General features: G+C 63.1%; 21 protein-coding genes. 9 read left to right on the top strand and 12 right to left on the bottom strand.

Features of this window, described 5'->3' with window-relative positions; all coding sequences use genetic code 11:
- Positions 1–85 precede the first annotated feature (85 nt).
- The 3 genes from AC0JZ4_RS11140 to alaE form a co-directional block, all read right to left on the bottom strand.
- Entirely contained in the window at positions 86–1,897 is a 1,812-nt protein-coding gene (locus AC0JZ4_RS11140; protein WP_471886442.1) for a DEAD/DEAH box helicase, read from the bottom strand.
- A 336-nt stretch (positions 1,898–2,233) separates the two neighbouring features.
- A complete protein-coding gene (locus AC0JZ4_RS11145) occupies positions 2,234–3,547 on the bottom strand; it encodes a solute carrier family 23 protein (protein WP_471886443.1) in 1,314 nt (437 codons plus the stop codon).
- Between the two features lie 236 nt (positions 3,548–3,783).
- The gene (gene alaE, locus AC0JZ4_RS11150) at positions 3,784–4,251 is read right to left on the bottom strand and encodes an L-alanine exporter AlaE (protein ID WP_471886444.1); all 468 of its coding nucleotides are present in this window, start codon (positions 4,249–4,251) and stop codon (positions 3,784–3,786) included.
- Positions 4,252–4,448: 197 nt separating this feature from the next.
- On the opposite strand from alaE, the gene AC0JZ4_RS11155 reads away from it, so the two are divergent.
- Positions 4,449–4,787 (top strand): YciI family protein, encoded by a 339-nt coding sequence (locus AC0JZ4_RS11155; protein WP_471886445.1) that lies wholly within the window; start codon positions 4,449–4,451, stop codon positions 4,785–4,787.
- A 39-nt stretch (positions 4,788–4,826) separates the two neighbouring features.
- Here the strand turns inward: AC0JZ4_RS11155 and AC0JZ4_RS11160 are convergent, their stop codons facing one another.
- Genes AC0JZ4_RS11160 through AC0JZ4_RS11170 form a run of 3 tightly spaced genes read right to left on the bottom strand, consistent with a single transcriptional unit; the run spans position 4,827 to position 7,191 of the window.
- Positions 4,827–6,212: a sensor histidine kinase gene (locus AC0JZ4_RS11160; protein ID WP_471886446.1), complete on the bottom strand. Its 1,386-nt coding sequence runs from the start codon at positions 6,210–6,212 to the stop codon at positions 4,827–4,829.
- On the bottom strand, positions 6,209–6,868 hold the full coding sequence (locus AC0JZ4_RS11165) for a response regulator transcription factor (protein WP_471886447.1): 660 nt from the start codon (positions 6,866–6,868) through the stop codon (positions 6,209–6,211). Before AC0JZ4_RS11165 ends, AC0JZ4_RS11160 begins: the two co-directional genes overlap by 4 nt.
- 5 nt (positions 6,869–6,873) lie before the next feature.
- Positions 6,874–7,191 carry a PepSY domain-containing protein gene (locus tag AC0JZ4_RS11170; RefSeq protein ID WP_471886448.1) on the bottom strand — a complete coding sequence of 106 codons (318 nt, stop codon included), beginning with the start codon at positions 7,189–7,191 and terminating at the stop codon, positions 6,874–6,876.
- A gap of 145 nt (positions 7,192–7,336) precedes the next feature.
- Here AC0JZ4_RS11170 and AC0JZ4_RS11175 point away from each other — a divergent pair, with 145 nt between their 5' ends.
- Positions 7,337–7,639: a PepSY domain-containing protein gene (locus AC0JZ4_RS11175; RefSeq protein WP_471886449.1), complete on the top strand. Its 303-nt coding sequence runs from the start codon at positions 7,337–7,339 to the stop codon at positions 7,637–7,639.
- A 70-nt stretch (positions 7,640–7,709) separates the two neighbouring features.
- Here the strand turns inward: AC0JZ4_RS11175 and AC0JZ4_RS11180 are convergent, their stop codons facing one another.
- The 3 genes from AC0JZ4_RS11180 to AC0JZ4_RS11190 are packed head-to-tail and all read right to left on the bottom strand — an operon-like array spanning position 7,710 to position 11,328.
- Positions 7,710–9,140, bottom strand: a complete 1,431-nt coding sequence (locus tag AC0JZ4_RS11180) for a c-type cytochrome (protein ID WP_471886450.1) — start codon at positions 9,138–9,140, stop codon at positions 7,710–7,712.
- 14 nt (positions 9,141–9,154) lie between these two features.
- Positions 9,155–10,789: a GMC family oxidoreductase gene (locus AC0JZ4_RS11185; RefSeq protein ID WP_471886451.1), complete on the bottom strand. Its 1,635-nt coding sequence runs from the start codon at positions 10,787–10,789 to the stop codon at positions 9,155–9,157.
- A 29-nt stretch (positions 10,790–10,818) separates the two neighbouring features.
- Positions 10,819–11,328 (bottom strand): sugar dehydrogenase complex small subunit, encoded by a 510-nt coding sequence (locus tag AC0JZ4_RS11190; protein WP_471886452.1) that lies wholly within the window; start codon positions 11,326–11,328, stop codon positions 10,819–10,821.
- A gap of 374 nt (positions 11,329–11,702) precedes the next feature.
- Here AC0JZ4_RS11190 and AC0JZ4_RS11195 point away from each other — a divergent pair, with 374 nt between their 5' ends.
- Positions 11,703–12,125 (top strand): MarR family winged helix-turn-helix transcriptional regulator, encoded by a 423-nt coding sequence (locus AC0JZ4_RS11195; RefSeq protein WP_471886453.1) that lies wholly within the window; start codon positions 11,703–11,705, stop codon positions 12,123–12,125.
- 78 nt (positions 12,126–12,203) lie between these two features.
- On the opposite strand, the gene AC0JZ4_RS11200 is transcribed toward AC0JZ4_RS11195, so the two are convergent.
- A complete protein-coding gene (locus AC0JZ4_RS11200) occupies positions 12,204–12,563 on the bottom strand; it encodes a hypothetical protein (protein WP_471886454.1) in 360 nt (119 codons plus the stop codon).
- A gap of 205 nt (positions 12,564–12,768) precedes the next feature.
- Positions 12,769–14,358 (bottom strand): trimethylamine methyltransferase family protein, encoded by a 1,590-nt coding sequence (locus tag AC0JZ4_RS11205; protein ID WP_471886455.1) that lies wholly within the window; start codon positions 14,356–14,358, stop codon positions 12,769–12,771.
- Positions 14,359–14,639: 281 nt separating this feature from the next.
- Between AC0JZ4_RS11205 and AC0JZ4_RS11210 the strand changes: the two genes are divergently transcribed.
- The 4 genes from AC0JZ4_RS11210 to AC0JZ4_RS11225 all read left to right on the top strand — a co-directional run bounded on the left by AC0JZ4_RS11210 (position 14,640) and on the right by AC0JZ4_RS11225 (position 19,022).
- Positions 14,640–17,867 (top strand): PAS domain-containing hybrid sensor histidine kinase/response regulator, encoded by a 3,228-nt coding sequence (locus AC0JZ4_RS11210; RefSeq protein ID WP_471886456.1) that lies wholly within the window; start codon positions 14,640–14,642, stop codon positions 17,865–17,867.
- A 272-nt stretch (positions 17,868–18,139) separates the two neighbouring features.
- On the top strand, positions 18,140–18,349 hold the full coding sequence (locus AC0JZ4_RS11215) for a cold-shock protein (protein ID WP_471886457.1): 210 nt from the start codon (positions 18,140–18,142) through the stop codon (positions 18,347–18,349).
- Positions 18,350–18,489: 140 nt separating this feature from the next.
- A complete protein-coding gene (rpsU, locus tag AC0JZ4_RS11220) occupies positions 18,490–18,732 on the top strand; it encodes a 30S ribosomal protein S21 (RefSeq protein ID WP_471886458.1) in 243 nt (80 codons plus the stop codon).
- Between the two features lie 89 nt (positions 18,733–18,821).
- On the top strand, positions 18,822–19,022 hold the full coding sequence (locus tag AC0JZ4_RS11225) for a hypothetical protein (protein ID WP_471886459.1): 201 nt from the start codon (positions 18,822–18,824) through the stop codon (positions 19,020–19,022).
- Positions 19,023–19,108: 86 nt separating this feature from the next.
- Here AC0JZ4_RS11225 and mnmC2 read toward each other — a convergent pair whose 3' ends face one another.
- Positions 19,109–19,861 (bottom strand): tRNA (5-methylaminomethyl-2-thiouridine)(34)-methyltransferase MnmC2, encoded by a 753-nt coding sequence (gene mnmC2 / locus AC0JZ4_RS11230; protein ID WP_471886460.1) that lies wholly within the window; start codon positions 19,859–19,861, stop codon positions 19,109–19,111.
- Here mnmC2 and AC0JZ4_RS11235 point away from each other — a divergent pair.
- Together AC0JZ4_RS11235 and AC0JZ4_RS11240 are read left to right on the top strand one after the other, a co-directional pair.
- A complete protein-coding gene (locus AC0JZ4_RS11235) occupies positions 19,860–21,059 on the top strand; it encodes an NAD(P)/FAD-dependent oxidoreductase (protein WP_471886461.1) in 1,200 nt (399 codons plus the stop codon). The genes mnmC2 and AC0JZ4_RS11235 overlap by 2 nt on opposite strands.
- 126 nt (positions 21,060–21,185) lie before the next feature.
- Positions 21,186–21,893 (top strand): DUF1045 domain-containing protein, encoded by a 708-nt coding sequence (locus tag AC0JZ4_RS11240; RefSeq protein WP_471886462.1) that lies wholly within the window; start codon positions 21,186–21,188, stop codon positions 21,891–21,893.
- Positions 21,894–21,905: the final 12 nt, after the last annotated feature.

Below are 21,905 nucleotides of genomic sequence, written 5' to 3' on the forward strand. Positions count from 1 at the left end.
CAAGTGAGCTGCTGCAATCGAGCCGCTCAAAAGCAAAACGGCCGGGTGTGAACCCGGCCGTCTCTGTTCGATCTATTCCTTGCGCTTACGCCGGACGGCGCTTGCGGCCCTGCAGGCCGCCGCCGCGCTGTTCGTCGCCGCTGCCGCCGGCATTGCCGAAGCGGACGGGGCCGCGGGCTTCGCCCTGGGCCGTCTTCTGCGGAGCGTGGCGGTTCTGGGCGCCGGACTTGGGCGGCTGGGTGCCTTCGGCGGCACCTGCCTGATGGTTCTGGCGCTGCTTGCCGGCTTCATGGGCGCCGTGGGCTGCATGCTCGCGGTTGCCGTTGGCCGGCTTGCCCTGACGCTGCTGCTGGCCACGGTTCTGGCCGCCGTTGCGGTTTTCGCCGTTGCGCTTGGGCTGTTCGCCGCGGTTCGGGCGGAAATCCGAGGTGGTGGCGAGATCGTTGTCGCCTTCCGAACGCGGAGCTTCCTCGTTGCGACGCTGGCCGCGGAACTCTTCGTTACGGCGGTTGTCGCGCTGCGGGCGGTTGTTGTTGCCGCCGCGACGTTCGCCACGGTTCTGCTGCTCGCCGGCGGGGGCTGCCGCGCCGCCTTCTGCGCCTTCTGCGAAGAAGGGCTTGCGGGCAGGGCGTTCACGACGCTTGGGCTTGCCGGCTTCGGCATTGCCGCCGCCGTTGCCACGACCGGCGCCATTGCCGCCACGGGCCTTGTTGCCGCCGCGGTTGTTGCTGTTGCCGTTGCCGCGAACCGGGCGGTTCATGGCTTCCGGGCGCTCGCCCGAAGCGGTCTTGATCTCGATGTTCATCAGCTTTTCGATGTCGCGCAGCAACATCGTTTCGTCCGGTGCGCAAAACGCGATGGCGATGCCGTCGCGGCCAGCGCGCGCGGTGCGGCCGATGCGGTGAACATAGGCGTCCGGCACTTCCGGCAGGTCGTAGTTGTAGACGTGGCTGACGGCCGGGATGTCGATGCCGCGGGCGGCGACGTCGGTTGCGATCAGCGTCTTGATCTCGCCGTCACGGAAGCCCTTCAAGGCACGCTCGCGCTGGCCCTGGCTCTTGTTGCCGTGGATCGAGGCGACCGAGAAGCCGATATTGTCGAAATGCTTCATCAGCTTTTCGGCAGTGTGCTTGGTGCGCATGAAGACGATCGAACGGCCGTCCGGATTTTCGAGCAGCGACTTGCGCAGAAGCTCGGTCTTGTCGCCCTTGCCGGCAACGAAGTGGACATACTGCTCGACCTTATCGGCAGCCTTGCCCGGAGGCGTCACTTCGACCTTCGTCGGATCGGTGAGGAAGTCCGCCGCGAGATCGGCGATTGCCTTCGGCATGGTGGCCGAGAACAGCATCGTCTGGCGCTTCTTCGGCACCATTTTGGAAATCTTGCGCAGGTCGTGGACGAAGCCGAGGTCAAGCATCTGGTCGGCTTCGTCGAGAACGAGGAAACGAACCGTCGTCAGGCCAATGGCGCGGCGGGCGACGAGGTCAAGCAGGCGGCCGGGCGTCGCAACGAGAATGTCGGTGCCCTTTTCCAGCTGCTGCTGCTGCTTGTTGATCGATACGCCGCCGACGACGAGGTTGATCTTGAGCGGACGGCCCTTGGCGAAGGTCTTCAGGCTGGCGGCGATCTGGTTCACCAGTTCGCGCGTCGGCGCGAGGATCAGCGACCGGGTCGTACGGTTGTCGGGGCGGATGTTCTCTGTGAGCAGACGCTCGATCAGGGGGAGGCCGAAAGCGGCGGTCTTGCCGGTGCCGGTCTGGGCAAGGCCAATCAGGTCGCGGCCTTCGAGGAGAAGCGGGATGGCCTGCGCCTGGATAGGCGTCGGCGTTTCAATGCCAAGCGCGGTCAGCGTGGCGACGATCTGCTTGGAGACACCAAGAGATTCAAAATTCGTCAAAGCGAATACCTTTCGGGGCGCCAAAAGCATATGCGCCGGTATGGCACCATGCCATGTCGGCTGCTTGTGGCGTCAAGAACCCCGCGTGATTTGGGAACTTGTGAGTTGGAAATTGCTTCCCAGCGCTTAAACCCTGAGTGTCAGGGCGATCTATCTGTGCGCCTTGTTCCTTCTTCGCGAACATTTTCGTCGCAGGGCCAGCTCACGCGGCGGCCGGAAGGTGAAAGCATGGCGTGCATGTGGTGGATTTGCCGGGAAAAGTCAAGGATGTTTCGCAGGTACCAAAAGAAACGGGCCGGAAGGCCGGCCCGTTCGGATGCAGATTGTGCCGGGTTTTCAGCGTCGGCGTGCGAAGCCGAGCGCGTGGTAGAAGAGGATCGCACCGATCGTTGCCGTGCCGATACCATCGAGGGTGAAGCCTGCCACTTCGAGCTTGAAGTTGCCGGCGCCGAGGACCAGCGCCACGCCGACGGTGATGAGGTTGCGCGGCTCGGAGAAGTCGACCCTGTTTTCCACCCAGATGCGGCCGGCGGTGGCGGCGATCAGGCCGAAGACGACGATCGAAAGGCCGCCGAGGACAGGGCCGGGAATGGTCTGGATCAGGGCGCCGAATTTCGGCGAAAAGCCGAGCAGGATGGCGATGAAGGCCGCAACGAGGAAGACCAGCGTCGAAAAGATGCGGGTGACGGCCATGACGCCCATGTTCTCCGCGTAGGTGGTCATGCCGGTGCCGCCGAAGGCGCCGGAGACCATCGTCGCTACACCGTCACCGACGAAGGCGCGGCCGAGATAGGGATCGAGATTGCGGCCCGTCATGGCGCCGATCGCCTTGATATGCCCGAGGTTTTCGGCAACCAGGATGACGACGACCGGGGCAATCAGGGTGATCGCCGAGAAGGAGAAGACCGGCGCGGTGAATTTCGGCCAGCCGAACCAAGAGGCTGCGGCAACACCGGAAAAATCGATCGCAGGGCCGAAGGCAAAGCCGTTGGCGAAGATCATGTAGGCGACATAGGCGAGCGCGCCGCCGATGAGGATAGGCAGGCGGCGGGTCATGCCCGGTGCATAGACGGCGACAACGCCGACCGCGACGAAGGTGAGCATGGCGATCCAGCGGGAGAACTGGTCACCCTCCGGGCTGGCCGGATTGATGCCGGAGGCGCTGGAAATGGCGATCGGGGCCAGCACGAGACCGATGGCGGCGACGATCGCGCCGGTCAGCACCGGCGGCATCAGCCGCTCGATCCAGCGATGGCCGACGGCCATGACGATGAAGCCGATCAGCGTGTAGAGCGCGCCGGCGGCAATGATGCCACCGAGTGCGAGCGCGATATTCGGGTTCGGCGCGCCGGCGGTGGCGGCGGTTGCGACGAGGACCGGGCCGATGAAGGCGAAGGAGGAGCCGAGATAGCTCGGCACCCGGCCGCCGACCGCGATGAAGAAGATCAGCGTCGAAATGCCGGAAAACAGGATCGAGACGTTGGGATCGAAGCCCATCAGGATCGGGGCGAGAACGGTTGCGCCGAACATCGCCACGACATGCTGCAGGCCGAGCACGGCGGTCTGGCCTGTCGGCAGCCGCTCATCGGGAAGGACCTGGCCCTCCGTCTTCAATTTCCAGCGAGGGAAATAACCACCAGTCTCGCTCATCATAAGCCCCCAAATCACTCGGCCGCACCCTGCGACCGTTGCGGACGGTTGTCGATGAAGGATCGAAGGGTGGGGTGTTTCCGTTACTGCGACCGATTGCGAAATCGCGCGGCGATTCCGCCTCCGGCCGGACGGATTTGCGATACTGTGCCGGTCTGCCGCTGTCATCCGGGCAGCCAGGGTTTCCCACAGGCAGTTCCGGCTTCGGTCATGGTGCTTAACGTCGCATCCTCTGCTCAGCCCTTCAGAGACATGGGTTTGGCGCCGCCGGGCGGCAGGCCGAAAAGGCGCCTGACGAAATTGAGGAATGCGCCATAGGGGCGGCCGAGGACAAGCATCATCACGGCGGCGCCGATGATGCCTTTCACGAGGCCGGCGCCGGATGCGCCACTGACTGCGATAATCGCCGCATAGATCGGCACCTGAAAAGTCATCAGCGCGACACTGTCCCAGAAGAGTTGCGAGACGCGGCCCTCTGCGGCGCGGCGCATGATCCAGTCCCGCCAGAGGCCGTAGGGGCGGGCGACCGGCAGCATCAGCAGCGCGCCGAGAAGGCGGGCGTTCAGGACTTCCTCCCAGGCCATGCCAGCGACGAAGCGCTCGTTGATGATGCCGGTCGCGGTGAAGAAGACGACGAGCGCTACCGTGTCGGCAATGAAGGCACGTCGCCGATGGCTGCGTTCTTCTGTCGTGATGAGGGTCACGGTCGCAATCCCGTTGGAGCGTGGAGAACGGGGGCAAACGCATCGGCGGCGGGTTTTGTTGCCGGGGATGTGGTTCGGGTGTCGGGCGGCAGGTGGGGCGAAACGTCCTTGCGGTAACAGGGCAGCCGTTTGATCGGCGCGTTGAGGGGCATTCGACGACATGGATATTTACGTCATCAATAGGGAGGATGATCATCATGCAGTATCTGATCGCCATTCATCACCGTGACGATTACGACCCGTTTGCCGAGGAGGACGCGGCGATGCATCGGGATATCGACATGCTCAACGACGCGATGGTCGCAGCCGGGGTGCGGGTTTTCGTCGGCGGGTTGAAGCATGTCAGCGGGGCCAAGTCCTTGACGCGGGACGGAGCGGGGCAGGTTCGCGTCGCCGAAGGACCGTATCTGAAGACCGACGAGCATGTCGGCGGGTTCTGGGTGCTCGATGTGGCAGGCGAGGCCGACGCTGTGGAATGGGGGCGCAAGGCGGTGATTGCCTGCCGTGCGCCCGTCGAGGTCCGGCCGTTTCATTGACCGGGGACTGGTGTGTCGGGCGACAGGCCGGTAGGTCGGTCAGAAACCGATCGTCACCTGCAGGCCCGAGCCCTGGCGGTTCTCGATCGACAGCGACAGGCCGTAGACGGTGCAGATTTCCTGGACGATCGACAGGCCGAGGCCGGTGCCGGGGACCTGTTCGTCGAGGCGCACGCCGCGCTCGGTCATGCTGCGGATTTTTTCGGGCGCGACGCCGGGGCCGTCGTCAGCGATGATGAGGCGGCGGTCCTTCCAGGTGATGGAGACCTCGGCTGTTGCCCATTTGACGGCGTTTTCGACGATGTTGCCGACGAGTTCGCGCAGGTCATGCGGATCGAGCGGAACTTCGGCCGGTTCACCGATGTGGAAATGCCAGGTCAGCGCTTCGCCTTCCGGCGTTCGTTTCAGCGTGCGGGTGATCTGGCCGACGATCTTTTCCATCTCGGCATCGGACTGGCGCAGCTCGGCATTGGCGACGATGCGGCTTCGCGCCAGTTCCGCTTCCACATGGCCACGCATCAGCGCCACCAGCCGGTCGATCTCGTCGGCCATGTCGGTCTCGCCGCGCTGGCGCAGCGTCAGGGCATCGTTTGAGAGCACGGTCAGCGGCGTTTTCAACCCGTGGGCAAGGTCGCCGGCGCGGGCGCGCGCCTTGGCGATCGCCTGCGACTGGGCGTCGAGAAGGCGGTTGAGTGACTGCTCGACCGGCTCGAATTCCTTCGGCAGCACGCCGTCGAGCCTGCCGCCGCGGCGTTCGCGGATGCGGTCGAGACCGCTTGTGAGGGCAGCCAGCGGCTGGAGGCCGAAGACGACCTGGATCAGCGAAGCGCCGATGAGGAAGATTGCAAGGCCAGCCAGATAGGGCAGGATGTCGAAGGCGAAGCGGTAGCCGGCATCTTCCAGCGGCTTGCGGTCGGCGGCGACGGTGATGCGCAAGGCCCTGAGGCCGGCGGGTGTCGGCACCATGATCTGCCGCTGCTGGGCGGTCAGCGTCGCGCCGTCCGGGCCGGGGATGTCGTAGCGGTGGACGGCGCCGTCGGCCGCAAGGTTTTCCGGCGAGGGGAGCGTGTAGTCCCAGAGCGATTGGGAACGCAGGCGGGCGGGGGCCGCATCATCGCCGATCTGCCAGTAGAGGCCGCCATAGGCATCCTCGAAACGCTTGTCGAAAAATCCTGCCGGGCGTTCCGGTGTGCCGTCTGCGGCAAAACGCAGGGAGGCGGCGATATTGTTGATATGGCCGGTCAGTTCCGCATCGAGGCGTCGTTCCAGATTGGCGGAAAAGACGGAGACCATGAACAGGGCGGCGAGCGCCAGCGCGGAAGGCACCGTCACCAGCGAGACGATGAGAAAGCGGGCGCGGATGGAGAGGGGCCGTGCGGCCTGCGCTTCATTCGATTGCGGCTTGTCCGATGTCTTGTCGCTCATGCGGTGCCGATCCGGTAGCCGTAGCCGCGGCGGGTGGCGATGATCTCCCTGCCGAACTTCTTTCGCAGGCGTCCGACCAGCACTTCAACCGAATTGCTCTCGCGCTCGAAATCCTGCGCATAGAGCTGTTCGGTCAGTTCCATCTGCGAGACGTGGCGTTCGCCATTTGCCATGAGGTAATGCAGGCAGCGATATTCGAGCGGCGTCAGTTCCACCGGCAGGCCGTCGACCGTCGCGTGCTTGGTGCGCGGATCGAGTTTCAGCTTTCCTGCCTGCATGACCGGGGCGGCCTTGCCCTGCGAGCGGCGGATGATGGCGCGCAGGCGGGCGAGAAGCTCCGGCATCTGGAAGGGTTTGGCGAGGTAGTCGTCGGCGCCGGCATCGATGCCCTCGACGCGCTCCTCCCAGTTGCCGCGGGCGGTGAGGATCAGCACGGGGAGTTCGCGGTCGGCGGCACGCCAGCGTTTCAGCACCGACAGGCCGTCGAGTTCGGGCAGGCCGAGATCGAGGATGACGGCGGCGAATTCCTCACTGTCGCCGCGGAACCAGCCGCTTTCGCCATCGCGCTCGTGCTCGACGAGATAGCCGGCATGTTCGAGATGGCGGGTGACGTCGCGGGCGATCAGCGGGTCGTCTTCAACGAGAAGGATACGCATGGCGGTCAATCGTCATCATCGTCGGCGTCGACATCGAGAACGCGGCCGTCTTTCGCATCCATCTCGATCTCCACCAGCCGGCCATTGGCCTTCAGCACCTTGAACTCATAGATGAAGCGGCCGTCATCCTCGTCCAGTTCGACGCGGATGATTTCGCCCGGAAAAGCGCGGCGGACCTCGTCCTGCAGCTTCGACAGGGCCATGACCTCGCCACGGCTGACGGCATCGCGCAGCCGGTCGAGGTCGTCATCGTCTGCATGCGCCTGAGGGGCGGAAAGCGCCAGCGCGGAGAGGACTGCGAGGGGAATGATAGGGTTCAACATGCGCTTCTTCTAACAAGTCCAAGCTGAAATTTAGCTGACAGGACGTGTCAGTTATCGCTCAGCGCGCCTTTCGTAAGGTCTCGTCATCGGTCAGGCAATGGTGCCCCGGCCGGACCGAAGAGATTGTCAGAAAAAGGAACCTGCCATGAAGAAGATCATTCTCGCTACCGCCGCCCTCGCATCGATTGGTGCCATGGGCGGCTTCGCTTCTGTCGCCCATGCGGATGACGACGATCGCCGCCGCTGCGGTAACGTGCCGGTTGCCGACTGGATGAGCGAGGCGGACCTGCGCAACCGCATCGCACCGCTCGGCCTGGAAATCCGCGACATCGACATCGACGACGGCTGCTACGAGGTGGAGGCCCGCAACAAGGATGGTCGCCGTATGGAAATCCAGTTCCATCCGCAGTCCGGAGAGCAGGTCTGGATCGACGGCGACGACGACTGATCCAAACAAGACGGCAAACAAAAAAGCGGCGGTGAGGTTCACCGCCGCTTTTCTCGTTCAGGGCTTGGTTTCACGCCGCTGCCGGCTTGCGGCGGCGGATCAGCCAGATGATCAGGCCGAGAGCGACAAGGCCGGCTGCAGCACAGATACCCATGCCGATGCGGGCCATCTCGACCAGATTGGACTTCGGCCCGCCTTCGCGGATCACCTGCACGTCTTCCGGCTTCACGGTCAGCTTTTCGTTGCCGTACTGGGCCAGAAGGTAGTTGGAGAGTGAGGCGACCTCGACGTTGGACAGCTGGACGACGGCGTTCGTCTGGTCGCCGAAGGGCGGCATGAAGACGTGTTCGCTTTCGGTGTGGCGATCGACGCCGTTCAAGATCGCCGAGATCACGTTGACCGAATTGTCGCCGGCTGTCGCCGCGTTGTGGAACAGGGTCGGATAGTAGCCGTCCTTCGTGCCTTGCGCGTTGTAACCGTGGCAGGAGGCGCAGTTGGCGGCGAAGATCTGGGCGCCGGCGTGTTCGCCTGCGAGACCGTCGGCATACTTGCCGCCACGGAAGGCGGCCATGTCGTTGCCGGCTTCGCCCTTGTCGAAACGGGTCGTGCCGGCTGCTTCGCCGGCCTTGGCCGAAGAGACGCTGCCGACATAGACGGCAATGGCATTGAGGTCGGCGTCGGTCAGGTGCTGGAAGGAGTAGCTGATCGCCTCCGCCATGCTGCCGGCGGCCTGCGCCCGGTTTTCCAGCTTGCCGGTCTTCAGGTAGGTGACGAGGTCCTGCTGGCTCCAGGAGCCGATGCCGTGCACCGGATCATTGGTGATGTCGGGCGCATACCAGGCGCCGATCTGGGCGCCGGTGAGGTTGAGGCTCTTGTCTTCCTGCATGAAGATGCCGCGCGGCGTGTGGCAGGTGCTGCAGTGGGCTGCACCCTCGGCCAGATATTTGCCGCGGTTCCATTCGGCCGATTGCGCCGGGTCATCCTTGTGCGTCTCGTTGGGGCGGAACAGCATGTTCCAGCCCATCATCGAGGCGCGGATGTTCATCGGGAAGGGCAGGTCGGTTTGCGGCGCCTTTTCTTCGATCGGCTCGACGCCCTGCATGAAATAGGCGTAGAGCGCCTGTACGTCCTCATCCGTCATGTTGGAATAGGAGACGTAGGGCATGGCCGGGTAGAGGTTGGCGCCATCGCCGCGAATGCCCTTGCGGACCGCGTCGGCGAACTGGGCTTCGGTGTAGTTGCCGATGCCGAATTCCTTAGATGGCGTGATGTTGGTCGACATGATGGTGCCGACCGGGGATGCCATGGGCAGGCCTCCGGCCATCGGCTTGCCGCCGGCATGGTTGGTGTGGCAGGCGACGCAATCGGAGGCGGTCGCCAGATAGCGGCCCTTCTCGATCAGTTCCTGGGAAAACTGACCAGGTGTTTCCTGGGCCGATGCCGGAGCGAGGGCGGCGAGCGCGAACGGTGCCGCGAGGGCGAGGGACTTTACGGTTTTCATGATCATGTTCACCTTCACGCGCCGCGCATCTGGTCGACCATGGCATCGCCGGCCTTGAGGGCGAGCGCGACCATGGTGATGGTGCTGTTGCCGCAGGCACCGGCCGCCATTGCGCCGCCGCCCGGAATGAACAGGTTTTCGTGGTCGTGGGCGCGGCAATCCACGTCGACGACGGAGTTCGACGCATCCGTGCCCATGATGGTGCCGCCCATGATGTGCTTGCTGTTGTTGAACTTCGGCGAGATCTTGATGTCGGTCGCACCCATCGCCTCGGCGAGCTGCTTGCCGATCGGCTGCGAATAGACCTCCCAGCACTTGCGGACGTAATCGCCGACATCATAGTGGATCGACGGCTTGGGCAGGCCGAGCCAGTCCTTCTTGTCCGACAGGGTGAGGCGGTTGTTGGGGTCGGCAAGGATTTCGTGGGCGGCGACGATGTCGGCCGTGCAGGCGGTCATGCGGCGGATTTCCTCGTCGAGCGCCTTGCCGACAAGGCCCTTCTTCAGCGCCGCGAAGGTGATGTAGCGGTTGCGGGCGAAGTTGTTGTAGCGGAAATAGGCGCCGGCATGTTCGGAGCGGAACGACCCTTGCGAGGTCTGCATGATGCCCGAATTGACGACCGGGCCGATGCCCGACCAGAAGGGTTCCTTGGTGGTGACGGTGAACGTGCGGGCCGGGTGGTCCATCATGTTGCGGCCGACCTGATCGGACGAGTTGGCGACGCCATTCGGGTTACGGTCGTCGGTCGACATCAGCAGCAGTTTCGGGTTTTCGAGACCGTTGCAGGCGAGCACGAAGAGCTTGCCGGAGATCCGGTGGCTTTCCTTGTGCTGATCGTAGAAATGGACCGCCTCGATCTTGTTCTGGGCGTTCGTCTCGACCTTGTAGACGACCGAATCGACGAGCAGCGTTGCGCCCTTCTTTTCCAGCCGGTGCAGCGCTGTTTCCGCATCATACTTGGCGGCGACGGGACAGACCGGCACGCAGTTGTTGTTGGCGCAGCAGGCCGGGCGGCCGTCATAGGGCATGCCGCTGTTGCGGGCCTGCGAGACGGGGATGTTGTTGTAGCCGAGGCCTTTCACGACCTCGGTGAATTTTACCTCACCCGGCGAAAACGGCAGGGCCGGCATCGGGTAGGGCGCGGAGCGGGCGCCGGTCTGCGGCCATTGCTGGGCGCGGTCCGAAGGGCCGCAAATGCCGAGCTTGTTCTCGGTGCGGACGTAATAGGGCTCCAGCGTGTCGTAGTCGAAGGCCCAGTCACGGCCGACGCCATAGAGCGAGTTGAGGCGCATGTCCTCGGGCGTCAGGCGCCAGGACGTGCCGGCCCAGTGCCAGGTGGAGCCGCCGGCATAGCGGATATAGGTCTGGTCGTAGGCGTCCGGGCCGGAGAACTGCAGATAGGCGTCCTCGGGCTTTTCGCCGCCCATCGGATGCGGCGCCCAGGGGCGGATCGGGTAGGCGACGGAGGTGTCGCCCTTGACGCCGAGCGGCGCGTTGCGCCAGTTCTCGACCACCTCGGCGCGGGTCACGCGCGGACCGGCTTCGATCATGAGGACGGAATGGCCTGCATCGAGCATCTGTTCGGCGATCACGACGCCGACGACACCCGTTCCGACGATAACGACGTCGGCACTAGTCTTGGTAACCATGGGATAAGGCTTTTCTTCGCTGGGTTTCGTCAGAAGGTCGGCATCGGGGCCGAGAGCGGCAGATTGGGCCGGGTCCACAGGTTGGGACCGGAAATGCCGTAGGAGGGGATGGTGAGAATGTCGCTGGTGGGCTTGAAGACCAGAGCTTCCTCATAGGTGAAGACGGTGGCGTTGCGCTTGTCGGAGGAGCAGCCGGAATACCAGGCGAAGATCACCCAATGGGCAAAGTCCTTCAGCTCGCCATCCGGGATGTCGGCAAAGAAGGCCTCGACTTCGGTCGCCTTCTTCACTTCAGCAATCCGGATGATCGCATCGAGCATCTGCGGCAGGTTCTGGTACTGGCTTGATGCCGTCTCGGCGATCTTGGCACCGACTGCCGGGTTGAGCTGATGGTTGATCAGCAGGTTCGACAGTTCCATGAAGCGGGTCGCAAGCCCGCTGTCGACTGCCGCCAGCGATGGGGTGGGACAGAGCGATGCGACCATGCCGGCGCCCAGCATCATGGCGCTGCCGAGCAGCAGGCCGCGTCGCGACATCATTAGCTTTTCGTTGGGATCTCTCGTCCGTCCAGTCATTTCATCTTACCTGAGAGGGAGGAGGCGTGTGCCTCGGGGAGGGTTCCGGCTATGCCGGCATTGTTCATGACCGAGAGATTTCGGCCGCGCAGCCGACGCGTACCGACCGTCGAAACGGCAGGGTTTCGCGATGCGAAAAAGGCAGCTACAAGGGTCGTCTCAGGCATGGGTGTCACCCATGGCGCAAGCGACAGCGTTTGCGCCCTCGTCGTCAACGACGGGCACATTCTGCCTCCGCACCATATTAGTTGGATAGCTGATTATCAGCTATCCAACTAATCGCCGTTTGTCAATTCGCCAATAGGAAGCAGCCGCACGTGGTCCTAACTGCAGACTGGATGTTGAATACGCATGGCATTCTCCTGCGGCGCTGCCAGCAGGTTTCGCTCGCCCTGTTTAGTGAGGAGGCGGCAGAGCTTGGCTTTTCGCCGACCCAGTACAGCGCGCTCGCCTTCATCCAGATCGAACCGGGCATCCAGCAGAACATGCTGGGAGAGCGGATCGCGCTCGACCGCTCGTCGGTGACGAAATGCGTGGAAAATCTCGAAGCGCGCGGACTGATTCGCCGCGAGGTCGACCGTCGCGACAAACGGGCGCGGATGCTCTACATCACCGATGCGGGGCAGGAGACGCTGGACGGCGTCGCCGAGGCCGCCTTGCGCGCCCGCCGTCGTATAGAGGCGGTGCTCGGCGAGGAGCGGTTCGCCAACCTGCTCAAGGAGCTGAGGGCGTTCGGCGAAATTCTCGACGAGGCCAAATAGGCCAGGGGCCTGTTCATAAGAAAGACCATAAAAAACGGCGGTGTTTCCACCGCCGTTTTGCGTTCAGACTGTCCGCTCTCAATAGCAGACGCGGGCGCGATAGGCTTCGCCGTATTCGTTCTCGACCCATTCGAAATGGCAGCGCGGCGGCGGCGGGGCCGGCTCGTAATAGGCGCGGCGATAGACGACCTGCGGCGGGGGTGGCGGCGGTGCGTATTCGTAGCGCGGCTCGTCATAGTAGACCGGGCGCTGCGAGCCCGAAACGATGGCGCCACCGATCAGGCCGCCGACGACACCCGCGGCTGCGCCCAACAGGACGTCGTTGCCGCGGTGATGGTGGCGATCGCGGGCTTCTGCCGCCGGCGCGGTCGCTGCAAGCGCTCCGGCAACCGAGACGGCGATCAGGCCTGCAGAGATTGTCTTCTTCATGAAAGTCATGACCGTGTTCCTTTCCCTCTGGTTCCTTCCAAGGGCACGCTCATAAACTGATGGGCAATCTCGGCGGATTGATGGAGAGAAACCAGAAGTAGTCTGAACGGCTGTTCACACTCGTCCGTCCACAAGTTGTTTTCTTCGCAAGACTTGCAACCTCCATCCTGCTTCGTGGCGGGATTGTGGCTTTTGTGCGCCGAATTGGAGGCGCTTAGAAATCGGTCGGAATGCCGCCCTCGGCCTTTCTTCTGGCGACAAAGGAATCGAGCTCCTCCTCGATCGCGGCATCGAGAGGCGGCTGCCGGTAGGCTTCCAGTGCCTGCCTGTAGATGCGGTTGGCGTGGTCGTAGGTCGTCGGGCGGCCGGCCTCGGTCCAGGTCTCGAAATTGCGCCAGTCCGACAGGATCGGCGAGTAAAAGGCATTCTCGTATCGCGAGAGCGTGTGGGCGGTGCCGAAATAATGGCCGCCGGGGCCGACTTCGCGCACGGCGTCGAGCGCCAGCGCGTCGGGGCTGACATCGAGTGGGGTGAGGAATTCGGCGACCATCTGCAGCATGTCGACATCGAGGATGAACTTCTCGAAGGAGGCGGTCAGGCCGCCTTCCGTCCAGCCGGCCGAATGGAGGATGAAATTGCCACCGCCCTGCGTCAGCGCCCACAGCGACATGGCGCTCTCATAGGCGGCCTGCGCATCGAGCGTGTTGGCGGCATTGGTGTTTGAGGTGCGATAGGGGATGCCGTAGCGGCGTGCCAGCTGGCCGCCAGCGATGACCGCCTTCATGTATTCCGGCGTGCCGAAGGCGGGCGCGCCCGTCTTCATGTCGACATTCGAGGTGAAGCCGCCATACATGACCGGTGCGCCGCGCCGGACCATCTGGGTGAAGGCGATGCCGGCGAGCGCCTCGGCGTTCTGTTGCACGAGAGCGCCGGCGATCGTCACCGGAGCCATGGCGCCGGCCAGCGTGAAAGGCGTCATGATGACGACCTGGTTGCGCGACGACATTTCGATGATGCCCTGCAGCATGGGCGCGTCGAGGCGCAGCGGCGAGGAGGAGTTGATGACGGTGAAGAGCGAGGGCTCGCGCTCCATCTGGTCGGCCGAGATGCCGCGGCCGATGCGGCCGATCTCAAGCGCATCGAGATTGCGCTCGCGGCCGAGCGAATAGCAGTGAAACACCTTGTCGGTGAGTTTGACCAGATCCGAGAGGCAATCGAGGTGGCGCACCGAGGCGTGTATATCGACCGGCTCGACCGGATAGCCGCCGGTTGTGTGGATGATGTCATAGTGCTGGGCGAGCTTGATCAGCTTGCGGAAATCCTCCCGATTGCCCACCCGCCTGCCGCCGTCGCGGTCGGCGACGAAGGGAGCGCTTGCCACCTGGGCGAAAACGAGGCTGTTGCCGCCGATCTGGACATTCCGCGCCGGGTTGCGGGCGTGCATGGTGAAGTGCTGAGGGGCGATGGCGATCAGCTCCTCGATCATGAAACGGTCGAAGCGGACGCGCTCGGAACCGGCTGTGACATCCGCGCCCGCCGCCTTCATCCGCTCGCGGGCTTCCGGCAGGATGATGTCCATGCCGATCTCTTCGAGCACGGTCAGCGACGCCGCATGGATGTCTTCCAGCGCTTCGGGGGAGAGGATCTCGGTTCTGGCGATGGAATTGACGAGGCTGCGGTATTTCGTCCCGTCGGAACCGGTGCGGACCCGCTCGCCGCCCCGGCCGCCGCTGCGGCGTCGTCGCTCTCCGGCGGTGGCGGCGATATCGGTCTGGCTGACTTCAGGTGTCGTGATTTCGCTCATGGCTGTCCCGTCCGCGCCGTCGTGGTCGAACTGTCTCAAATTCCCAAGTACCTCGCCCTCGCCATTTGCGACGGCCGGTCGCCTCTTCCAGAACATCGCGCCACGGTGTGCGATCCTGTCGGGTGGGCGAGGGGGTAAAAAACAACACATCGCCTGCTGGCAAAAACACGTTGTTAACACTCGCTATGGTGTTATCGTCGTTCATCAAGGCCGCGAGAGTCGGCCAAATTGCCCGGGAACATAAAATTAGGGGACGGCAGCGCGTGGACAGGCACAGCGACTTGCTAGAGAAAGCCTGTGCGCGGATCAACGATCTGCCGCAGCCGGCTTTCATCAAGGACAGCGCATTGCGGTATGTGGCGGTGAACGACGCCTATGCGGCCCTTTTTCAAGGGGTGCCGGCGGATTTCATCGATGGCGGCAGCCGTAGCCCGATGGGCACAGTCGATGTCGGCGAGCGCAAGGAAAAGGAAAGTCGCGCCATCGTCTTCGGCAGCGACGAGGTGGCGCAGCTTTTCGATGCGACCGGCGTCATGCGCTACCAGATCCATATCGAGCGCTTCCTGACGGAAAACGATCACACCTATCTGTTCGGCGAGATCGAAAGTGTTGCCGTCTCCGAGCCGGCGCCGAGGAGCGTTGCGGCAGCGCCTGCCGTTCCACTTGGCGCCGCGGCGCCCGCGGGCTTCAGTTCGGTGCTGATGGACGATGCGCTGGACATGCTGGAGCTCGGCATCGGCATCTATGACCGTCACGACGTTCTGCTCTACTGCAATTCACAGTTGATAGACTATTTCGCCTCGCTCGGCATCGATATCGGGCCGGGGCTGACGCTGCCCGCCATTCTCGGCCTTGCCTTCGACCGCCGCAAGCAGATCGTACCCGACGAAAGCGGTGCGTTTTCATCCGAGCGCTCGGTCTGGATCGAGCAGCGGATGTCGCCGTTCCGCCAGCCGTATTACGAGAGCATCGACCAGCTGGCCGACGGGCGCTGGCTGCGCGTCGTCAACAAGCGGCTGGAAAGCGGTATCCTGATCGCCATCCGTCAGGATGTGACCGATTTCAAGGAGCATGAAATGGCGCTCCGCAGCCAGGTGGCGGAGACGGAGTTGTTCCGATCGATCCTGGAAGATCTGCCGACGCCGGTTTTCGTGCGCAACCAGGCACATGAGCTGACATACGCCAACCATGCCTATGAGCAGATGCTGGGCAGCTCGCGCGACCGCTATCTGGGCAAGACGGAAGCGGAGATGTTTCCTTGGGCGGCGGAGCGGTTCTGGGACGAGAATGCGCGCGTTCTGGCCGGCGAGAATATCGACAAGTCGGAGGATATGAAATTTCCGGACGGATCGGTCATTCCGGTGCTGACGCGGCTTCGCTCGATCCTGACGGAAGACGGGGCCAATTACCTCGTCTGCTCGCGCACCGACGTATCGCTGATCAAGGAGGCGCAGCAGAAGGCGGAGAAGGTCAGCAAGGACCTGCAGACCATTCTCGATTCGGTTCCTGTCGGTATCGGCATTCTCAACGAGCAGATGATCTTCGAGTACGCCAACCCGTCCTTCTACGAATTCTGGGATACGGATCGGCCATTCGAGCTGCCCGGCCATACATATCGCGAATTTCTGGCGGTCAATTTCGACGACGGCATTTATGACGGCGCGCATGACGGGCTGGACGATCTCTATCGCGCGCGGATCGAGACGCTGGTCGCCAAGGACGGCGGCAGCTCGGTCGAGGTGAGCACGCAGCGTGGCCGACAGCTGCTGATTTCCGGCCGCCGGCTGACGGACGGCAAGATCCTGCTCAGCCATACCGACGTGACCGAGGCGAAGAACCGCGAGGAGGAGCTGGCGCGGCTTCTGGCGCGGGCAGAAGCCGCCGACCGGGCGAAGTCGGAATTTCTGGCCAATATGAGCCACGAGATCCGCACGCCGATGAACGGCGTGCTCGGCATGGCTGAGCTTCTGTCGAAATCCGATCTCGACATGCGGCAGAAGACCTTCATCGACATCATCGTCAAATCCGGCAATGCGCTTTTGACGATCATCAACGACATCCTCGACTTTTCGAAGATCGATGCCGGGCAGATGAAGCTCCGCAAGGCGCCGTTCGATCCGGTCGAGGCGATCGAGGACGTGGCGACGCTTCTGTCTTCGGCTGCCGCCGACAAGGATATCGAGCTGATCGTGCGCGGCGATGCTTCGGTGCGCGAGACGGTGCTGGGGGACGCGGGCCGTTTCCGCCAGATCGTTACCAATCTGGTCGGCAATGCCGTCAAGTTCACCGAAAAGGGGCATGTCTTCATCGACCTGAAATCGGAGCTGATCGCGGCCGGCGAGATGATGCTTTGCGTGCGGATCGAGGATACCGGGCTCGGCATTCCCGACGAGAAGCTTGCTTCGGTGTTCGAAAAGTTCTCGCAGGTCGATACGTCGTCGACGCGCCGGCACGAGGGAACGGGGCTGGGCCTTGCCATCACCTCCGGTCTCGTCGATCTGTTCGGCGGCTCGGTGACGGTCGAGAGCGAGCTTGGACGCGGCTCGGTGTTTACCGTCAGCCTGCCTTTCCCGATCGTTGCGGAACGCAAGCTGGAGACGGTGCTGCCGATCAATACGAGCGGCGCGCGGGTGCTGATCGTCGATGACAATATCGTCAACCGGCGCATCCTGACCGAGCAGCTGACGATGTGGGGCTTCGATACCGTGGCTGCCGAAAGCGGGCCGGAGGGACTGGCCGTGCTCGGCGAGGCAGCCAGACTCGGGATAGCTGTCGATGCGATCGTGCTCGATTATCACATGCCGGTGATGAACGGTCTCGATTTCGCCAGGTCGCTGCGCCGCGACCGCCGCTTCGACGGTACCGGCGTGATCTTCCTCACCTCCATGGACATGGCGAGCGACGACAGCATGTTCTCGGAGTTGCAGATCCACGCGCATCTGATGAAGCCGGCGCGTGCAAACCTGTTGCGCAGCACGGTGATCGAAGTCGTCCGTTCCGTGAGAAGCCGCCGCAAGGTGGAGACGACGATTGCCCGCGATCCGGGGCTGCGCGTCGTCAATGCCGCCCAGATCAAGTCCGAACCCGCGTCCACCTCGCCGGTGAAGGCCACGGCGTCGCTCGATGTGCTGGTGGCCGAGGATAACGAGGTCAACCAGATCGTCTTCACCCAGATCCTGCAGAATACCGGCTGGCTGTTCCAGATCGTCAGGAACGGTGCGGAAGCCGTCGAGGCATGGCAGGCGCATGATCCGGCGATCGTGCTGATGGATGTGTCGATGCCGGTGATGAACGGGCATCAGGCGACCCGCCGCATCCGCGAGCTGGAAGGGCATTCAGGCACCCGCACGCCGATCATCGGCGTCACCGCACATGCGCTGGAAAGCGACCGCGAACTCTGCTTCCAGGCGGGCATGGACGACTATCTGTCGAAGCCGATCAGCCCGGAGGCGCTGGAAGACAAGATCCGTACCTGGATCGGCGGTGCGCGGCTGAGCAGGCAGCGGTAAGGTCGGAATGGCGAAAGCGGGCATGCTTTGCCTCAGCGCCTTGTTTTCATAGACGTCTGAGGAAACCGGAGGCGGATTTTACGGCACATGCGTGATTGCTTTTATTTGAAATTCGCCCTTGTCTCGGCGTAATTAAGCTATACGTTGTCACCATCGAACTTTGCTAGTGACTCTTGAAGACCTAAACGGCTCTAGTGATCTCCTCTCATCGTCGATTTACCCGCCAGTCTTTTTTCGACTGGAAACCTACAAGCGATTGAAAGGAAATCGTTATGACTACCGGTACCGTAAAGTGGTTCAACAGCACCAAGGGTTTTGGCTTCATCGAGCCTGACAACGGCGGCGCGGACGTTTTCGTCCACATCTCCGCTGTTGAGCGCGCTGGCATGAACGGCCTCACCGAAGGCCAGAAGATCAGCTTCGAAATCGTCCAGGACAAGCGTTCTGGCAAGAATTCTGCCGGCAACCTGCAGGCAGCCTAAGGTTTGTCATCGCCTCGCGTGACCACGGATGTACTGGCACGCATGAGGGTGATGGCGGTGGAAGGTCGGGGTTAACCTCCCGGCCTTTTGTTTTTGAAGCTCCAGAATTGCACGGCCGACTGGCCGAGAAGGAGATTTTTTTGCAGGTTATCGTCAGAGAAAATAACGTCGAGCAGGCGCTTCGCGTCCTGAAGAAGAAGATGCAGCGGGAAGGTCTTTTCCGCGAAATGCGCGCGCGCGAGGCTTTCGAAAAGCCGTCGGTCAAGCGTGCACGCGAAAAGGCGGATGCGATCCGTCGCGCCCGCAAGCTTGCCCGCAAGCAGGCACAGCGCGAAGGCCTCATTCCCGGCCCGAAGAAAAAAGTCATTTCGAAAGGCCGTTGATCCGGTCCTTGCCGGCCCGATTTCGCGGGTAGGCTATCTTCCGTCCAGAAATGCCGGCAACGTCGTTGCCGGCTGCGAAGGAGACAGTGATGACTGTGATCGCAGAAGACGTCGCCAAGCCGGTCAAGCTATCGGCTGAAGAGAAGACCAAACAGACCAACAAGGTTGTCCGCGATATCCTCGACGCGGAAACCAACGCAAGAGAAAAGAAAACCGAGAAGCTGCGCGCCCTGCGTCTGGCGCAGGAATCTGCGGATGCGCCGGTCGCGAAGAAAAAGCGCAGCCGCTGAGGCGTCCGTCTCGATTTTTTAAAGGCCTATGTCGGGGTGCTTGACGCGACCACTCACCGTCGCACACCTGTTTTTTGCAGGATCGGTCAGGCGTCGTCCCCCTTGATCCCGCACAGCATTTCGCGCTTGCCGGCAAAGCCGGGGCGACGTTCGACCGTAAATCCGGCAGATGAGAGATTGCGGCGCACGAAGCCGGCTGCCGCATAGGTGCCGAACGTGCCGCCGGGCCTTGTGCGGTCGAAAAGTGCAAGCATCAGTTCCGGCGACCACATGGCCGGATTGCGCGACGGGGCAAAGCCATCGAGGAACCACGCATCGAAATCTGCCGTCGCCGCCGTGACGCCATCGAAGGCCGGGCCGCAGACGACCGTCAGGCGGGTCTGTTCGTCGAGGTCGAGCACCACATGTCCGGCCGGGGCATCCGGCCATGCGGCAGCGAGCGCCTGCCGTTGCGCGTCGATTTCCGGCCAGCGCGACAGCGCCCGGTCAATCTCATTGCGGCTCATGGGAAAGAGTTCGAACGAGGTGAAGTGCAGCTTTGTGCCGGGGTAGCGAGCAAGCTGCCATTGCCGCCAGGTCTCGCAAAAATTGAGACCGGTGCCGAAACCGAGTTCGCCGATGCGGAACCCGTCTCCTGGCCGTGTCATCTCCATCCAGCGCTCTGGCAGGCGGTTGCCGGCCAGAAAGACGTGGCCGCATTCCAGCCTGCCATCGGTGCGGCAATAAAAGTGATCGCCAAATTCATGGGAGTACGGCATATCGCCGTCATGCCAGTCGAGCGTCTGCAACGTCGGCTGCTCGTTTTCTTGCGTCTTCAATACGGGATCTTGCTCGCTCATGACACATGCGGATAATCCGGTCGGTGCCGATGGTCAATCGCAGGCGGCGACAGTGGTGCCGTACTCGGTGGATCTGGTGATCATCGGCGGCGGCATCATGGGCCTGTGGGCGGCGGTCAAGGCCGAACGGCTGGGCATCCGCACGCTGCTTGTCGATGCCGGCCGGCTGGGGCAGGGGACGAGCGGCGGCCTGCTCGGCGCGCTGATGCCGCATATGCCCGACAAGTGGAACGACAAGAAGCAGTTGCAGTTCGATGCGCTGCTCTCTTTGGAGGACGAAGTGGCGCGGATCGAGGCCGCGACCGGGCTTTCCTGCGGCTACCGCCGTTCCGGCCGGCTGATCCCGCTGCCGAAGCCGCATCTGCGGGTGATCGCGGAGCGGCATTGCGAGGAAGCCGGCATCAACTGGAGCCGTAACGGACGGCAGTTTCACTGGCACGTCCTCGACGAGACGCCCTATCCAGGTTGGCCGGATTCAGCCTATGCCGGTGGCGGGATGGTGCTCGATACGTTTGCCGCGCGCGTGTCGCCGCGCCGACTGACGGCAGCGCTTGCCGCGTTTCTGCGGAGTGGACGGTATGTGACGATCGTCGAGGGTGTTGCGGTACACAGGATCGATGCGGCGGCCTGCGCGGTGGTGTTGGCGGATGGCCGCAGGGTTGCGTTCGCTACCTGCATAGTGGCAGCGGGCTGCGAGGCGTTTTCCCTGATCGAGCCAATATCCGCGCCGCTGGCAAAGCCGCTCGGCAAGGCAGTAAAGGGGCAGGCGGCGCTGCTGAAGGGCAATATCGATCCGTCCCTGCCGCTGATCTATCTGAACGGACTTTATCTTGTGCCGCATGATGACGGCCATGTGGCGCTGGGCAGCACAAGCGAAGAGGCGTTCGACCAACCCTTTTCGACCGATGGCCAACTTGACGATCTGATCGCGCGGGCGCGGCATCTGGTGCCGGCGCTGGCCGATGCAGCCGTGGTCGAGCGCTGGGCGGGCCTGCGGCCGAAGGCGATCGATCGCGACCCGATGGTCGGGCCGCACCCCGACCATGCCAACGTGATCTCGCTCGGCGGCGGCTTCAAGGTCAGCTTCGGCATCGCGCACCTGTTGGCGGATGCCGCGCTCGATGCGGTCGCCGGTCAGGCGACCGATCTGCCGGCGTCCTTTTCACTTGAAAATCACGTTGCCGTGGCTTCGCGTTAAACGCGAATATCCCGCCCTCCGCGTCGTCAATCTGTCACGCAAATCACCTAGTTGCTTCATCCGGGGCTGATTAAGCACGTGCGTAATCAAACAGGGCAATGACAAGGATGCACGAGAAGGTGACGCATGCGCTATGCACTCTATTTCACACCGCCGGCTCATGATCCGCTGACGCTTGCCGCGTCGCAATGGCTCGGCCGAAGCGCCTTTTCCGGCGACATGGTCGAGCATCCGGCGATCCGCGGCATCGGCCTTCACGACATTTCCTTCAATACCGCACTGCCGCGCCGCAAGGGCTTCCACGCCACGCTGAAGGCGCCGTTCAGGCTGGCGCCGGAAATCACCGAAGCGATGCTTCTGCGCCATCTTATGCGGTTCGCGGGCGCATACGAACCTTTCGAGCTTCCGCCACTCGAGGTTGCGCGGCTCGGCAATTTCTTCGGACTTGCGCCGATGCGCTATTGCGACGAAATCCGTCATTTCGCCTGTGCGGTGGTGCAGGAATTCGATGCGTTTCGCGCGCCCTTGTCCGAGGCGGAAATCGAGCGCAGCGATCCGGGTGATTTGTCGGCGCCGCAATTCGCCAATCTCTACCGCTGGGGCAATCCTTACGTGATGGACGAGTTCCGCTTCCACATGGCGCTGACCGGGCCGATGCTTGAAAAGGATATGCGGGCCTATGACGGCGTGCTGAGGGATTATTTCGCGCCCTATCTCGACCGGCCGGTACAGGTCGCCAATCTGGCGCTTTTCGTCGAGGAGGAGCCGGGCGCGCCGCTGCAGGTTCACTCGCTGCACCCGATGGGCCGGGTTGCCGCCCGCAAGATCGCCTGACGTCCATCTTCT

It is taken from the genome of [Rhizobium] kunmingense (genome assembly GCF_977018605.1).